The 15,858-nt window shown below is 55.0% G+C and carries 12 protein-coding genes and 2 pseudogenes; 9 read left to right on the top strand and 5 right to left on the bottom strand.

Annotated elements, in window-relative coordinates; all coding sequences use genetic code 11:
* The first annotated feature begins 57 nt into the window (after nt 1–57).
* From COMA1_RS09860 to COMA1_RS09845, 4 genes are all read left to right on the top strand, one after another.
* A complete protein-coding gene (locus tag COMA1_RS09860; RefSeq protein ID WP_090747652.1) occupies nt 58–849 on the top strand; it encodes a nitrilase-related carbon-nitrogen hydrolase in 792 nt (263 codons plus the stop codon).
* 72 nt (nt 850–921) lie between these two features.
* Entirely contained in the window at nt 922–1,482 is a 561-nt protein-coding gene (locus tag COMA1_RS09855) for a YqgE/AlgH family protein (RefSeq protein ID WP_090747649.1), read from the top strand.
* 229 nt (nt 1,483–1,711) lie between these two features.
* The gene (locus COMA1_RS09850) at nt 1,712–3,091 is read left to right on the top strand and encodes a DUF3422 family protein (protein WP_176697983.1); all 1,380 of its coding nucleotides are present in this window, start codon (nt 1,712–1,714) and stop codon (nt 3,089–3,091) included.
* A gap of 521 nt (nt 3,092–3,612) precedes the next feature.
* The gene (locus COMA1_RS09845; protein WP_090747643.1) at nt 3,613–4,596 is read left to right on the top strand and encodes a heme-binding protein; all 984 of its coding nucleotides are present in this window, start codon (nt 3,613–3,615) and stop codon (nt 4,594–4,596) included.
* Between the two features lie 113 nt (nt 4,597–4,709).
* Here the strand turns inward: COMA1_RS09845 and COMA1_RS09840 are convergent, their stop codons facing one another.
* Together COMA1_RS09840 and uvrA are read right to left on the bottom strand one after the other, a co-directional pair.
* Nucleotides 4,710–6,953, bottom strand: coding sequence for an alkaline phosphatase family protein (locus COMA1_RS09840; RefSeq protein WP_090747640.1), 2,244 nt, complete (start codon nt 6,951–6,953; stop codon nt 4,710–4,712).
* Between the two features lie 181 nt (nt 6,954–7,134).
* Nucleotides 7,135–9,942: an excinuclease ABC subunit UvrA gene (gene uvrA / locus COMA1_RS09835; protein WP_218055356.1), complete on the bottom strand. Its 2,808-nt coding sequence runs from the start codon at nt 9,940–9,942 to the stop codon at nt 7,135–7,137.
* A 394-nt stretch (nt 9,943–10,336) separates the two neighbouring features.
* Between uvrA and COMA1_RS09830 the strand changes: the two are divergent.
* The 4 genes and pseudogenes from COMA1_RS09830 (at nt 10,337) to COMA1_RS09810 (ending at nt 12,358) form a co-directional block, all read left to right on the top strand.
* Nucleotides 10,337–11,358 (top strand): annotated as a pseudogene (locus COMA1_RS09830) (IS30 family transposase).
* Between the two features lie 42 nt (nt 11,359–11,400).
* Entirely contained in the window at nt 11,401–11,721 is a 321-nt protein-coding gene (locus tag COMA1_RS09825; RefSeq protein ID WP_090747634.1) for a heavy metal-binding domain-containing protein, read from the top strand.
* Nucleotides 11,722–11,806: 85 nt separating this feature from the next.
* Nucleotides 11,807–12,068 (top strand): annotated as a pseudogene (locus tag COMA1_RS21820) (DUF4160 domain-containing protein).
* On the top strand, nt 12,023–12,358 hold the full coding sequence (locus tag COMA1_RS09810) for a DUF2442 domain-containing protein (protein ID WP_090747625.1): 336 nt from the start codon (nt 12,023–12,025) through the stop codon (nt 12,356–12,358). The pseudogene COMA1_RS21820 and the gene COMA1_RS09810 overlap by 46 nt, the downstream one beginning before the upstream one ends.
* A 292-nt stretch (nt 12,359–12,650) precedes the next feature.
* Here COMA1_RS09810 and COMA1_RS09805 read toward each other — a convergent pair whose 3' ends face one another.
* From COMA1_RS09805 to COMA1_RS09795, 3 genes are all read right to left on the bottom strand, one after another.
* A complete protein-coding gene (locus COMA1_RS09805) occupies nt 12,651–12,989 on the bottom strand; it encodes a DUF3147 domain-containing protein (protein ID WP_245630989.1) in 339 nt (112 codons plus the stop codon).
* A gap of 90 nt (nt 12,990–13,079) precedes the next feature.
* A complete protein-coding gene (locus COMA1_RS09800; protein ID WP_176697981.1) occupies nt 13,080–13,724 on the bottom strand; it encodes a CPBP family intramembrane glutamic endopeptidase in 645 nt (214 codons plus the stop codon).
* Nucleotides 13,725–13,788: 64 nt separating this feature from the next.
* On the bottom strand, nt 13,789–15,354 hold the full coding sequence (locus tag COMA1_RS09795) for a TolC family protein (protein ID WP_176697980.1): 1,566 nt from the start codon (nt 15,352–15,354) through the stop codon (nt 13,789–13,791).
* Between the two features lie 84 nt (nt 15,355–15,438).
* Here COMA1_RS09795 and COMA1_RS09790 point away from each other — a divergent pair, with 84 nt between their 5' ends.
* Nucleotides 15,439–15,843, top strand: a complete 405-nt coding sequence (locus tag COMA1_RS09790; protein ID WP_090747617.1) for a hypothetical protein — start codon at nt 15,439–15,441, stop codon at nt 15,841–15,843.
* Nucleotides 15,844–15,858: the final 15 nt, after the last annotated feature.

Raw genomic sequence — 15,858 nt, 5'->3', positions numbered from 1 at the left:
GAGTCGGAACGGGTAGGGCAGGAGCCCTGCCCGTTCTTCTATGAAACGGAGCGTTTTGTGAGAGTCGGGTATTACCAGTTTGATCCGCAGTTCGGCGAAGTCGCCGCGAATCTTGATGCGGCGGCGGCAAAGCTGGAGCAGGCGGACGCCGACCTTCTCGTGCTCCCTGAATTGTTTGCGTCAGGCTATCAATTCGTGTCTCGCGAAGAGGCCCAGAGATTAGCCGAGCCGGTCCCCGATGGCCCGACGGTTCGTCGGCTGGTCGATATCGCAAAACGCCGCAAGATGCATCTTGTGGCAGGACTTCCCGAGCGATCCGGATCAGTCTGTTATAACTCCGCTGTGGTCGTGGGGCCCTCGGGCTTTCTGGGATGTTATCGAAAAACCCATCTGTTTTACGAAGAGACCCAGTTCTTCACACCGGGTGATTCCGGATTTCTGGTGTGGGATATCGGCGTCGCCAAGATCGGTGTCATGATTTGTTTCGATTGGTACTATCCGGAGGCTGCCCGGACATTGGCGATACAGGGTGCCGAGATTATTTGCCATCCCTCGAACCTCGTCTTGCCGAACTGCCCGGATTCAATGCCTGTTCGGTGCCTTGAAAATCGAGTCTTTGCCGTCACGTGCAATCGTATCGGTCGGGAAGCGCGCGGTGGGAAGGATCCATTGACCTATATCGGCCAGAGTGAAATCGTCACACCGAAAGGCGTGATCACACGGCGAGCGGCTCGTGACAAAGAAGAACTGACCATCATTGAAATCGATCCGGCTGAAGCCCGCAATAAGAGTCTTAATCGCTACAACGATTTGCTTCGCGACCGACGTGCATCCCTGTACAAGTTATAACCTCTCACATGTATTTTGCCGAGAGAAGCCTAGAGCTTGCGCAAGTCGCATGCGCAGGGTAGGATTTCGCTCATGAGCACGGAACTCCGGAAGGGCATGTTTCTGATCGCCGCTCCAGGGCTGCGCGACCCAAATTTTCGCCAGACCGTGGTGTTGTTGTGCGAGCATGGACCGGAGGGCGCACTGGGTGTCATTGTGAATCGGCCTACGGCCATGTCCATTTCTGAAGCCCTGCCGCAGATTCCAGTTCTTGAAGGTACAGGGCATGTCCTCTATGCTGGCGGCCCCGTACAAACCAACCAGGTGATGTTGCTCTACCGGGGCGACCAGTTTCCGGACAATGCCCACCATGTTTTTGACGGAGTTTGCCTTGGTGGGGATATCGGGATGGTTGAGCGCATTCTCACTGAGACCGGCACCAAGGAATTCTTCAGGGCCTATCTTGGCTATTCTGGATGGGGACCTGGGCAGCTGGAAGGCGAGATGAAAACCGGCTCGTGGATGATTCTCCCTGCCGACCCACAGGCGGTGTTTGAAAAGGATCCGACGCGTGTGTGGGGAGACATCCTGTGCACGTTGGGCGAAGCCTATCAGCCATACGCGGAGATGCCGTTCGATCCATCCTGCAATTAAACTCTCTCGTCCCGTCACCAGCTGAACCGACCACCGAATCATTGAACGTGACAGCGCCGGATGATAGGGTCATGCAGATCTTGGTCGCCTGTGGCTTGTTCCCTGGCCAAGCCGCACCCGGGTGGGGACAGGGGTGTTTCTCCAGGAGCGTAATCCTGCCGTAGCCTGATGCCGGTGGCATGGGAAGCGTGGGGTGGTGGGCTAGTATTGGATTGGGGAGGGAATCGATGTGAGTCAGTCGGACGGAGTGCAATCGGGTTCTGACGCCTTCTTACGGAAGTTACACGAGCAACCGCATCAGCCGATCAGCGAGTGGCTTCGTGTGCCGGCCCATGTACAGTTCGAAGCGTTTCGCATGTCCGATCCGCCCGCAGATCGCCCAGCCAGCCGAGCTGAATTTCAGTCGTTACTGAAACGATTCGACGTTCCTGAGGATCGGATTGAGCTGCGAGACAATTTTGGCTACGGAGTGAAGGAGGCCGAAAACGGAGACCGCCTCATTCTCATCTGGCAAGCCCATACGGAATACTACAACTACCAATTTTGGCATGTGCCTTCATCCATGACGAGTCTGCTCACGTTTGGGCCACTCACGTTCCCAGCTGCACCCGTATCGTTGACACCCCTTGGTTCTGTCGTCTGCCGGTTGGATATCATTCTGAAAATGGGCGCTCTACCTTCTCGGGATGAGGTGCGAGGGCAGTTGCCGGGGCCTGTGCTGTACGGCAGCCGAATTTTCAATGAGCAGGCTGCTGTCATCACCAGTTTTACTCCGGACAACCACGGGCGAGAACGCTACTGGGTGAGCGTTGGCCCATTGCAGGGGGACCACTCGCGGTTAAAAGATATTGTGGATGCGATCGTGCGGATCGAAACCTACTACCATCTCCTGCTGATGCAGAAACCGCTGTTCTCTGCCGCGATCGATCAGGTCTATAAATTCGAACAGGTGCACCTCCAGCAGCGAGAAATCATTACGGGGCATATCGGGCACGCCAATTCTGAGACGTTGCAGCGATGGTTGAACAGTCTCACGCAAGACTTGCTGAAAACCAATCGTATGGCCGGTAAGTTGCACTTCGAACTGTCGGCCTCGATTCCGTATGATAAGATCGTGCATGCCACGTTAGCATCATTGGCGGAGCAACCCACCGCCTCCTACCGTCCCATTTCCGACTATGTGTTGGGAGGTATTACCGGCGTGGCAGACGGGTATCAACAACTCTTGCGTCGGATCGATACGCTTCGCGGCGGATTTGAAGGCATCATTGCGATTATTCGTACTCGTATCGACTTGATCGTGGAGTCGCAAAATCTGACGCTCCTCCAGAGCGTCGACAAGACGACGAAGAGCCAAGTGATCCTCCAGCATACGGTTGAAGGACTGTCGGTCATTGTCATTGCCTATTACCTGGCCGGACTTTGTGGATATGTATTCAAAGGGTTTCAGGAAATGGGTTGGCTCAAGAACGCGAATATTGCCTCGGCGGTGTTCGTCCCTATCGCGATCGGTCTTGCCTTCGCCGTGACAACGTTCAGTAAAAACTATTTACACAAGAAGCTAGCGAGTGAACCGCCAGCGAACAAACCCCAACAGTCTGAAGAATAGGTCACCGTCGGAGTGACTCGAAGGTGAACAGTACCGCCTCATTGATTTTCCACTCTTTAAGCTGACCCTCACCGTTCCATCATGAGTATCGTGCTACATCACCGAATCAAAAAGCATGATCAGTCGGGCGCGAGTTAGACAATTCGATACACCTCCTGAATCATATCCGATACAGAGCCGAGTAATCCGAGCAGCCAATCTTAGGCGGGGAATGACAGCTCGCAAGGCCTATGCAGCTGAAAGTAAAGAGATCCGAATGATCTATCCACGGTACCGCTGCGGCTCGTTATCCCACTGGCATCTTGCTTGCTGTTAGCGCATGTGATCTCCACGCAAGAGTCGAGTTGCTCGTGACTCCCGTTGGGCTCATGTGCAGGCCATGCAAATAGAGGAATCAAGGAAAGGAGGAGGTGGTCAGCCTTTAGCCTTATCAAGCAGTTCGCGAGGCTTGCTGTGTGGATCGATGCATATGGGTTGTCGCAACGTGAGCTCAATTCATCAATTTAAAAGGAGATATTGCGATGTCACCTCAGGATCATGCAGAGGCAAAAAAGAATGAACCGAATCTTGGACCGCTAAAGCTACTGCCTGGCGTATGGAAAAGCGAGGGCCGTGGATGGAACATGATCGCACTGCCGTTTGCAACGGCGCCGAGTCCCCTGGATTATCGGCTGCTGCTCAATCAATATAACGAACAGCTTGAGTTTAAGTTGGTGGATGACAATGTGCCGAACCGCGGCGTCGAGAAGAATAACCCTACCGTCCAAACCGATCAATTTGTTGTCACGGTAGATTATCAGCAGACGATTCAGCAAGTCGCGGCTACCGATTCCCCTGACAGCGGCGGGTTGGCAGGTCTTGCTGGCCTCGCAATTCACCATGAGCCGGGCTTGTGGCTGCATCTGAAGAACCAGATCACCGATGGCCTGAATATCGCGCGTCTCGCGACGATTCCCCATGGCGATTCGGTGTTGGCCTTAGGACAGAGCAGTGAACACACGGGTGCATCATGCATTCCCCATATCAATAGCTTGCCGGAAGGGGTCACTCAAGACCTCGATGGTAACCGCTACTTGAGCCCCTATAAGAAATTCCATGACAGCCCGTTCAAAGGAACGGTAACCGCCCCAGGATTCCCTGGATTCGACCCAACGGCGACGCATGTCCTGCTTGAACTTGCCAACAAAGGTGTTGCTGTTGATAGGACAACGACACTGACTGTTGACACGACGAATCCAACGGGTGGCATTACAAACATTCCGTTTGTCGTGAGAAAGGCTAATGCGACCGTCATGAAGTCGATATTTTGGATTCAGGAATTAGCAGAGAAGGATAAGTATGGAGATCCGAAGCTCCGTCTGCAATATTTGCAGGTGGTTATGTTGGATTTCTTTCCGCGGAGGGACGGGTTCCCAGGCTGCTGCCCTGGTCTTATTAGATGGCCACACGTCAGCATCAATACGTTAGAGAAAGATCCAGATGCGAGCAAACCGTACTACTCGTAACATCTGAGAAGCACGTAACCAACGCATCGAGGCGCGGCGGATCGCACATCCGCCATCGCCTTGATGTTTGGGGAGACTGTACGTGCGGATCGACCTCCTGTGCGAGACTGTTGCTACTCACCCGCCTTCCGTTTTGTCCGCAATCGTTCGAGTTTGGCTTCTGCCTGTTCGATGGACAGGGGTGACGGCAACTCGCGCGTTCCCTTTGCCTTGCCTCGGCCTAAACTTGGTCGCCTAGACCCTTTGCTCGTTCTCGATACCTGTTCGGGCAATTGATTCACGTACATCAGCAGGGCCTCTCGGGAGCCCTCAATGGGCGGTTCTGCAAGGACTCTCCTGCTTCTTGCCATTGGGGGTGACTTAGCCGTCAATGTTTCCGGCGTGTCGGTTCTTGGCAAGTCGAGTGTCAGGAGTTCTTCGGCAAAGGTATTCGCTTGTTTGTTTCCGGCACTGGCCTGCATACGTTCGCCCAAGGGCTCCAGGTCCCATTTGTCGCAAAGATAGCGCAACAGGCTGGTGTGGTCGAAGACGGTCTTGATGACACCTTTCTTGATCCACGGTGAGACGAGAATGGTCGGCACACGCACACCTAGTCGGTCGAAGGTCCAGTGTGCGGTGTGATCATCCGGTGCTACCGTGTTAGGTGGTGCGACATGGTCATAGAAGCCTCCGTGTTCGTCATACGTCACGATCAACAACGTCGACTCCCACAAAGCCTTGTTCTGACGAATGGCATTGTAGACATCAGCAATCAGCTGTTCGCCTTGCCTCACGTCAGCCGGTGGATGTTGGTCATTCTCGGTCGATCCGAAGTAACGGGGTTCGATGAACGCGTATTGTGGAAATTCCGCCGCATCCCCTGCAGTCGCATCAAAGAAGCCCTCCATCCCGTCATAGCCTCGGAAGGTCAGATATCGAGTGAGGAGTCGAGTGAGCACGATGCTCTGCGGAATGCCATCGTGGAAGATGGCCCAGTCAATGTTTGAATCAGAAAGGCGGTCAAAAATGGTCTCTTGGTAGTAGAGACGCATGGCTAAAGGATTCGTTTGTGATGGCATTTCCGTATGGCCGAGACAGGTTCCGCTATGCGCAAAAAACCGGTTTTGCCAAGTCGGTCCAGGCATCGAGGCGAACCAGTGATCGCAGACGGCAAAATTGCGGGCCAAGCCGTGTAAGACGGGAAGGCTGTCAGTGTTCGGTTCGTCGCCGAATGGGAAGTAGGCCATTACCTGATCGAGTTCCGCATCGGACGCATCTTGATAGCGATCGACATACGATGTAACGAACCCCGACATCGGTTTGGCCGGGGGGCCGATTTGTTTCAGTGTGCCATCAAGCTCATGGTTGAGATCACGCCGGACAACCCAGTCTGCGATGGGTTGTTGCTGAACGATGGTCCCGTTTGGCGCGGTATTACTTGCGGGTTGGTTCGGCTGGATGCCCTCGACCATGGGATCGATTTTGGTCATGCCCCCGAGCATGTGGTCAAACGATCGGTTCTCCAACATCAGGACGACGACATGTTTGATCGGGTCGCGCTCATCCGTCGCACGGGCAGGAATCGTCTTCACCTTGCGTCGGTGCAGGAGTTCACGATGAGCACGTTCGCGACTGGACGTTGCTTGTGTGTATCTGCGTAGATAGCCGCGGCCATACTTTGCGGCGCCTTTAATCGCGAGGCGTGTTCTCGCTTTGGCGTCCTTCGGAGGGGCCCACTGCTCGTGCGTGCGGGTCCTTGGGTTGAAGAAGCCGATGTAACCACCAGGCGCCACGCCGAACGATGCGAGCCCGTTTCTTTTTGTGAGCATCCCTAAAAAGTCGTTTCGACCGCCTTCTTGCTCTTCTTTCGTAAAATAGAGCGGGAGCACGAAGTTCGACACCTCAACACCGTCGATTTGGTAGGTTTGAGATTGAACGGCATCGCACATTTCAAACCAATGAAAGACCTCGAGGGTCGGCTTTTCGGGATGTGGTCCTTGGATGAGTAGATTGACCTGTGCATCGGCCAACAACTCGAGCGCCTCATGCGACAGGGTCACGCTCCATTGTTCGTCAAGTTTCTTCGAGAGTTCCGTGAAGACAAAACCATAGGGAATGCCGCGCGCGTTAGTGTCGTGATAGCCGAGAGCTTCCTCAACGTTCGGCTTATCCCAAAGGTAAATGATCGCATCGCCCCGAAGGTCTAAGAGCGATTCCTTGTTCGGGCGTTTGCCGACCTTACCCTCCAGCCGCAGGGTGGCGCCGAAGCTCCAGTAGGGTTCGAAATCTTCACGGATTTGACGGTTGATCGCCCGAATGACCCGTTGCAGCGCAGGATCCGGAATCGTAAGGGAACGGTTGATGATAGAGATAATCATGGCAGATCTCCAATCGCGTCATGGATCATGGTCTCAGTATTACTCCGTATGTCGTGGTGTGTTTGATCAGCAGTGGGCAGCTCTGTCACTCAAGTCAAGATACTCAAACATGATACGAAAGCCAAGCGGAAAAGGGAGGATACTGATAGTGGTTATTCTGATATTGACGACACGATTGCTGTCAGGAACTCTGGTGTGAAGTGGGTGATCTCATGGCCTCTGCCAGAAATCGTCCAGTATGAGATGCCTCAATTGTTACAAGTTGTTCCGGCCGGCCTTCGGCGACGATCTGTCCGCCCGCAGCACCACCTTCTGGGCCGAGGTCGATGATCCAGTCGGCGGATTTGATGACATCGAGATTATGTTCAACGACGACCAACGTGTTGCCGGCATTCACGAGTTTGTGGAGGACGGTGAGCAGTTTCTTGATGTCTTCGAAATGCAGGCCGGTCGTCGGCTCATCCATAATGTAGAGCACGTCTTTGGCAGAAGCATCTTTGAGTTCAGCCGCAATCTTGAGCCGCTGGGCCTCGCCGCCGGAGAGGGTGGTCGCGGACTGCCCAAGCCGTAAGTAGCCCAGGCCGATCGACGTCAGGAGATGCAGCTTTTCTTGTAGCTTCAGGGCCCCATTGAAAAAGGAGAGAGCTTCTTCCACCGTCATGGCAAGGACTTCGGCGATGTTCTTGCCTTGATACTGTATCTTTAAGACATCTGCTTTGAAACGTTTTCCCTCGCAGACCTCGCAGGGGGCATAGATGTCCTCGAAGAAGTACATCTCTAACTTCTCTACCCCGCTGCCTTCGCATCGTTCGCAGCGACCACCGGATGCATTGAAGGAAAAGTGTCCTGGCGTGAGTCCCTGCCGTTGGGCTTCCCGTTCCGCAGCGAAGAGCTGACGGATCTCGTCAAACGCTTTTAGATAGGTGATCGGATTGGAGCGAGGTGTACGCCCGATCGGCTGTTGATCGATCAGGCGGATGCCCTTGAGGTGCTCGATACCTTTGATCGCTGTGAACTGCCCCATAGGGAGAGATGCCACACGAAAGGCTCGGGCTATGGCCCGATAGAGCGTCTCTTCAACCAGCGTACTTTTCCCGGAACCAGACACGCCGGTGACACAGATCAACATGCCGAGGGGAATGCGGAGGGAGAGGTCTTTCAGGTTGTGTTCCCTCGCCCCGGCCAGCACCAGCATCTTGCCGTTCCCGTTTCGTCGCGACCGAGGTTGCGGGATCTCCTCGTCGCCACGCAAGTATCGGGCAGTTGTGGCTCGACGGTCCTGCCGGAATTCTTTCGTCGGAGCTGCACAGACGATTTCTCCGCCTTTTTCTCCCGACTGGGGCCCCAGCTCGACAAGGAAATCAGCCGACTCAATCATGTGGCGGTCATGCTCGACGACCACGACAGTATTTCCACTCGCTGCGAGGTCGTGGAGGATGCCGGCGAGCAAGTCTGTATCCCGTGCATGGAGACCGATCGTCGGTTCGTCGAGCACGTAGAGCGTACCGACCAGTCGCGAACCCAGTTGATTTGCCAGTGCTACTCGTTGGGCTTCCCCACCGGAGAGGGTTTTTGTTTGCCGATTGAGTGTCAGGTACCCAAGGCCGACGCGCTGGAGAAATGCAAGTTTGGCTTTCAGCTGTCGGAGAATGTCCGACGCGATCTCCTGTTCAGATTGGCGCAGGGGCAGGGAGTCCACCCATTCGGCAAGACTCTCCACGGTTCGCTCGGTGGTCTCGTGAATATCGCTGCCGGCGAGTTTGACGAAGAGGGCCTCCGGCTTGAGGCGGCTGCCATGGCAGCTGGGACAGTCGAAGGGGGTGCGATAGCGGCTGAGGAACACGCGCACATGCATTTTGTAGCGCTTCCCTTCGAGGTACTCGAAAAAATCGTCGATGCCGTCGAATGATTTCTCCCCCTCCCAGAGCAATCGTTGAATATCCGCGGGCAGTGACTTGAACGGGACCGTGCTATCGACTCCTTTCTTTTTCATCGCCTGCAGCATCTGCTTCTGCCACCAGGCCGTGCTGGGTTTACTCCAAGGTTCGACGGCTCCATCGACAAGGGATTTGGTCTGGTCTGGAATGACGAGCTCCGGGTCGTATCGCAGCACGTTGCCGAACCCTTTGCACTCCGGGCAGGCGCCGAGCGGGTGGTTGAATGAAAAGAGAATCGGCCGGAGAGGCTCAAAGGTACGGCCGCAACCCTGGCAGAGAAACTGTGTGCTGTAAGACTGTCGTCCATGGTCGATGATGTCGACGGAACAGCGGCCCTCTCCTTCACGAAACGCCGTTTCGATTGCTTCAACCAGACGGGTGCGGTTGTCGTCTCGGATGACGAGACGATCGAGGACGACGTGGAGTGATAGAGCTTTGTGGAGTCGAGGTTGTTCTGCCTCATGCAGATCAATCACATCGTCTTGCGTTTTGAGCCTAGTGAAGCCTCGAGTGAGAAGCGATTGAACAAATGCTGCCTCTTCTTTAGGTTTGGGAATGGTAGTAGGGAATAGAATCATGGCTCGAGCATCGGGCCATCGAGTCAGCAGATCATCAGCTACAGTGTCAGGCTGGAACGAGCGGCCTTCTTGCTTGCAATCTGGGCATGTCGGGTTACCGATCTTAGCGAAGAGCAGGCGCAGCAGGTCGGCGATCTCCGTCGTCGTGCCGACCGTTGAACGGGCCGTTCGTACTTGATTCTTCTGTTCGATGGCAATTGCCGGGCGGACATTGATCAGCCGATCGACATCCGGGCGAGCCACCTTGTCGAGGAACATACGGGCGTAAGTCGAGAGCGACTCGACATAACGCCATTGGCCTTCGGCAAAGATCGTGTCGAATGCAAGAGACGATTTACCGGATCCAGACACGCCGGTAATGGCCGTGACCTGATTGTGGGGAATCTGCAGCGAGACGTTCTTGAGATTATTCTGCCTGGCGCCCTCAATGATGAGGTGATCTGTTGAGAGTTTAGGGAGCAGGGGGGTCGGCACAGCGAGGGTTCCTCGTGGTGAATGACCGAGCATGGTAGCAATAGTGGGGAGTTGGTTCAACGACAGAGAATTGTTCCGATCTCCGTTCGTGCTGAGCCGGTCGAAGCATGAGTCCTTCGACCAGCTCAGAGCAGGCTTGCCGAAGGGTTGCCTTTGTCGGGCGAAACTGGAGAATGCGCCACTACGTATCGATCGCTGGGAGTGTGAAGATGGCTCAAAGTCTCCGAGTGTTCATCAGCCTCACGTCGAAATTCACTCAGCATATTGAAAAGAGATCATGTATTGATGCCGCTGTTGCGGCGGTGAATCGAGCCGGAAGCGTTCCGTGCGATATGAGGCTTGAGTTCTAACTCCAAGTGCAACACGACCAGTCCCGATGGACTAGGGTGTTGCCATGCACATCAGCTCGTACCGACACATTGACTGTGGAAGAACGTGAGTCCTTGAGTTTGGGCCTAGCCTACAGCCATTCCTTCCGTGCGATGGCCCGGATCTTGGGCCAGGCCCCCAGCACCCTGAGTCACGAAGTGGCTCGGAATGCGACTCGAGACCATCCGTATCGCGCTTGCACGGTGCAGCGCCATGCGACAGCCCGAGCCCATCACCCACGACGCGTCCGGAAACTCCTCAATCCGTGGTTGTGGCAGTATGTCACGACACAATTGACCCATGGCCCAGGGCTGCTCGCCCGAGCAGATTGCGGGTCGCCTTCGACGCGCGTATCCTGATGACATGGGGAAAAATCTTTTGACCGAAACCCTCTACACGGCATTGTACGTGTTGCCGCGAGGGAGCTTGCGGAGCGAATTGCTGGCCACCCTGCGGCAGGCTCGCAAGACCCGTCACCCACGGGCACGCGGCCGAGGCCTCCGGGGCCGGATTCCCAACATGACTCCGATCACCGAACGACCGGCCGACGACGCCACCCGAACCGGGCCGGGCCACTGGGAAGGCGACTTACTGAAAGGCGCCCGCAATGGCTCGGCTGTGGGCATCCTGGTGGAACGGACCACGAGGCTCGTGCGGCTGGCCTGGAAGGACGGTACGGATGCCGTCAGTACGTACCGGGGCTTCACCAAGAAGCTCCGATATGTGCCTGCCCCGCTGCGGAAAACACTGACCGACGATCGTGGGAAAGAGATGGCGGACCACGAACGGGTTGTACCCCGCCTCTCAATCCAGGTCTTCTTTGTTGATCCGCATAGCCCCTGGCAACGCGGCACCAACGAGAATACCAATGGCCTGCTACGACAGTATTTACCGAAGGGGACTGACCTGCCCGTCTACACCCAACAAGAGTTGAACACCATTGGCCAGCGCCTTAACACACGCCCACGGAAATGCCTTCGCTTTGCAACCCCACTGGAGGTCTATGCGCAACTGCGCCATCACTCACCTGTTGCACTTGGAGCTTGAAATCGCCCCTTAAAGATTGCAAACACTAAGCCAGGAGGACTCATGATTTTATCGACGACGAACAATATTGAGGGTAGGAAGACCGTGAAGTATTTAGGATTAGTTTCCGGCGATGCGATTCTGGGAGCCAATGTCTTTCGCGATTTCTTTGCTTCGATTCGGGATATCGTCGGCGGTCGCTCGGCTGGTTATGAAAAAGAACTCCGGAAGGCCAAGGCCATTGCGCTCGAGGAAATGGAGGAACAAGCCAAAAACCTGGGTGCCAATGCGATCGTCGGGATCGATATCGACTATGAGACGATCGGTGCCAATAGCAGTATGCTGATGGTCAGTGCCAATGGGACGGCGGTGGTGCTTGAGTAGCAGGTTCTGATGCTGCCCTGTAGAATGGGCTATATATGAAGACGATATCGTCACCTGCTAGTCAGTAGTGTGCTAAATTGCTGACATGCCGACGATTAGCATCTTCTATGGTATCGTGATTCAAATGTTCTGGCGGGATCACAACCCTCCACATTTCCATGCTCTGTATGGGAGAGCATGAAGCCATTTTTGATCTGAGGGATCTGAACGTACTGCGTGGTGCGATCCCCCGTCATGCTATGGCGCTTGTTCGGGAATGGGCAGCGGAGCATCGTGATGAACTTCTGGAGGACTGGAATTTATGCAGCCAACTCAAATCTCCCAAGCCAATCGACCCCTTGCTGTAGAACCCGCTATTCAACCCGTCGCCCCGTGGCGTGTCGTGTCGGTGCGGGCTGAGCCTGTACACCGTTTACATGTGACGTTTGCCGATGGCACAACGGGGGCAGTCGATCTGTGCAATTTTCTCAATGGCCTCCTTATCCAAGGTACGGTATTCGAGCCGTTGCGTAACCCTGAAGTCTTTGCCCAAGTCCAGGTCTTCATGGGGACTGTGCAATGGGCCAATGGTGCTGATCTTGCCCCTGACGCCATGTACGATGCGATCAAACGTCACGGCGTTTGGGTTGTGGAATGATTCAGCAGTCTGTCCAAAACTGAGCGAAGGTGGGCGTATGGGTGGTGCTCGTGGTGGTCAATCAATAAGATCTCGATCCAATCGCTTCCTGTTGTGTTTTAGGGTTCTTGTCTAATCTATCTTTGAATGACCGCACGTTCCTGGCCTTTGCCTCCTGCGATCTTTCTCGAAGGCCTGTACTGCTTTGGGATTCGAGGGTAACTCTGGAGTCCCCACCAAAATCGTATGTTCGCCAGTACCTAATGAGGTGTCCTCTGGCAAGCCGGAGTTCTGGTGAACGAAGCCTGCGAGCTTACCGCAGCATGATCTTCACAAGCCCCACGCATCCCAGATACAAGACGAGCGATCCGCCCATCGCCGGCCAGAAGCCGAGGCGCGGAATGCCCATGATCATGGCGGTGACATAGACGATCCAGGGTGGGACGAACCACATCAAGTTCTTAGCGTAATCGACGGTTGTTGCGCCGCCGCTATTCATGTAGAGCAGGATGAATGTGGCAGCGGTGATGGCGGGAAAGGTGCTGGCCATGGCTGCGAGAAAAGAATTGCCTTTGGCACCGAGATAGGTGGATATGCTGACGATCGTGCCGCCCAACAGAAAGTAGACTGCAGACTTCATGAGATCGCTCACGGAATATTTTCTCCTTACGTCCTCGAAACGGCTTCGTCGTTTCCCTCTTCAAGGCTTCGCCCCGTCTGGTATGGCGCGGCAAAACGTACTCTAGCCTAACGCTGCCCTCACGGCACTGTATAGCACGATCACTTCGACAGCGTGAGCGATGATTGTAATCCAGAGATTGCGAGTCTTGAGCCGGAGGATTCCCCAGATGATTCCATCCCAGAGGGCGATCCAATGAAGGTGTCGAAAGGTATTCACCATGAAGGGGTCGAATGTAAACGTCAGCGTTGTGGCCAGCAGGGCAAGGGGAGCGAGCTGTTCACCAGAGTAAGCCCCTCTCCATTGCCGTTCATATTCGGCCAAGCGCCCCAAGAGGAATCCGCGAAAGTTTACTTCTACGAATAGTGCGATGGCGCAGATGAACCAGGGTACCATCAGCAAGACAGGCAGCCGGCCGTGCGGTGTCTGTTTCAAAAAGGTGATGTCGTAACCGAGCGACGGATAGATCGACAGAATCACGAAGGTATTCAGGCAGCCTAGGGTCAGTCCTGTCAGAAGCCCCCACTTCAGCCCGATGATGACTTTTGCTCGTTCCAATCCCAGATGAGTTGAGATATGAGATGTGCGCGAAGCCCAGAGGCCCATCGCCAGATAGGCCAGCAGCTGCGGGGTGAATTGAGTCAGTAGCTGAGTCTGGAGAGAAGCGGGAAGGGCGTAATAGCCGAGGGTGGCTCCGATAGGGAGCAACGCGAGTGCTGCTCCCCATTGAATTAGGTGACTATGATTGAGCCGGGGGGGCTCGGGTCTCATGCTATGAGAGTTCGAGGTGATAGCGGTCCAAGGTGGTCGCCTTGTGCCGAGACAAGTTGGACAACGACTTATTGTAATCGACGACTGCACGCAACTCGTTCCCTTGCGCGGTGGCGAGATCGCGCTGGAACTCGAGGACGAAGCGTGTCGTACTGAGTCCTACTTTCAGCCGTTCCTGCTCGGCCTGGAGTTGTTTCTCCGCCATGATGCGTGCGGATCGGGTGGTTTCGATCCGCTTAAAATCCGTCTGCACTCGGCGTACTGCTTCACGAATGCCGACGATGATCTGCTGGCGCACGTTCGCGAGGGCCACCTCAGCGTTTTGTGCCTCAAGCTTTCGCTTGCTATAAGTGTTGACGGCGGCTCGGTTCCCGAGCGGATAGCTGAGCACCAAGCCCGCGCCATAATTGTAAAAGTCGCCGCTGAAGTTTCTGGTGAAGGATTCACTATAGTCCCCCCCCAGGCCGGCGAGTCCGACTGTGCCTTGGAGTGAGAGCGTGGGGAGCAGCTGGTTACGCGCAAACTGTTTATTGAGTTCGCCGGTTTCGACATTTTTCTTGGCCTGTGTAATTTCAGGCCGTTGTTCGATGGCGGTGTCGATGGCCTCTTGGAGGCTTAGGGGTTCAAGAACGGTGATGGGAGGATCAACTGGTGTGAGCCGGACGTCTTGCCGCAGATCCTCCTCGCCGGGATTCAAAAGCCGCCGTAGCTGATCTTCTTGGTCGCGGATGGCTTTCTCGGCCACTAACACCTGCTCCACTCGCGAGGCCATTGCGGCTTCGGCCTGTAGGACATCGACAATCGACATGACCCCAGCCTTGGTCTTGGCTCGGTTGGCAGCCAAGAGTTCCTCTGCGGCTTTCAAGGCGGCTTGGGCAACCTTCAGATTTTCATTCGCAAAGACGACTTCCCAATAGGTTTGTTCCACCGAGGTGATGACGGTCATGACTCGATCTCGAAACACATGTTGTTCGACGATCGCGTTGTTTTGAGCGACCTTGATGAAGGTCTTGTTGATGGCAATTCCCGCATTCCTAAGTAGGGGTTGGGTGAACGTGAACGCCAGCCCTCCCGTCCAGGCTGGATTGAACAGAAATCCGCGTGCGACGTTTTGGTTGATACTGTTTCGCGCCGGACTATAGTTGATGTCGAAGTTGCCGCCGGTGATCAGGTTGGTTTGTGCATCGACCGTCAGCGAATGGCTTCGTTGATCGAAGGTGGTGATCTGGTCGAGGACTCCTACGGTTCCTCCGAAGACGGGGCGATTGAGCGGATTCACGGTTCGGTTGTATTGGCCGTTGATGCTCAGGTTTGGGTCGAACTTTGATTGCTCGATGATGATATCGGCCAGTCGACTTTCGCGATTCTGTCGACTGATGCTGATGTCGAGGTTGCTTCGCAGTGCGCGGACGGCTGCGTCGGCCAGAGAGATCGTTTCACGACGCTCCGTCGGGATCGGTTGAGTGATATCCAACCCCCAACTTCTGTGTGGCGAGGAGACACATGCCAATCCTGCGATCACAATGATCGTGAGACGATATCGGTAGAACGAGGATGCGCTATTCATAGGTGTCTCCTTGATCAAGGTCCGAGAGAAGAGCATACTATACTTGGTTGGATGGTTCACGTCATGGATATGTGGAGGTACTGCGTGCGATATCTCTGGTCAGTAGGTGGGCTGTTGTGGCTGCTGAGCATCAGTACCCTTTCGGACGAGGGAACGGCGATGGCGCAGAATGCATCGAGCGTTCGGTCATTCGCCGGAGGCGTTTCTCCGATGTTCAAGTTCGGCAATGGTAGTCTCTACATTGATAACCAGGGAACGCAGGGATTTCTCTTCACGCCGGGACAAAATTTCCAATCGTACAACTTTCGCAATCCAACCACGGGACAAGCCTGGAGCGGAGCCATGATGACGTTTGGTCCGCAATTGTCCATTGGGCTGATCCAGGGTGCGAACCAGATCGGGAGTCCCACCGTTCTACCTCCGCCACCACGCCAGACGGATTTATTACCGCCGATTGAGTCGGGGTTGCTAGAACCATTGCCTTATTGAGCAAGCTCCCCGGTT

The organism is Candidatus Nitrospira nitrosa (assembly GCF_001458735.1).
Lineage (GTDB): Bacteria > Nitrospirota > Nitrospiria > Nitrospirales > Nitrospiraceae > Nitrospira_D > Nitrospira_D nitrosa.
The sequence above is the reverse complement of the archived record's forward strand: the minus strand, read 5'-3'. Positions and strand labels throughout refer to the sequence as shown.

Excerpts from the sequence above, each read along its gene's own strand:
- COMA1_RS09855 (WP_090747649.1), top strand. The coding sequence starts at position 922 with ATGAGCACGGAACTCCGGAAGGGCATGTTTCTGATCGCCGCTCCAGGG.
- COMA1_RS09845 (WP_090747643.1), top strand. The coding sequence starts at position 3,613 with ATGTCACCTCAGGATCATGCAGAGGCAAAAAAGAATGAACCGAATCTT.
- COMA1_RS09795 (WP_176697980.1), bottom strand. The coding sequence starts at position 15,354 with ATGAATAGCGCATCCTCGTTCTACCGATATCGTCTCACGATCATTGTG.
- COMA1_RS09810 (WP_090747625.1), top strand. The coding sequence starts at position 12,023 with ATGCAGCCAACTCAAATCTCCCAAGCCAATCGACCCCTTGCTGTAGAA.
- COMA1_RS09840 (WP_090747640.1), bottom strand. The coding sequence starts at position 6,953 with ATGATTATCTCTATCATCAACCGTTCCCTTACGATTCCGGATCCTGCG.
- COMA1_RS09825 (WP_090747634.1), top strand. The coding sequence starts at position 11,401 with ATGATTTTATCGACGACGAACAATATTGAGGGTAGGAAGACCGTGAAG.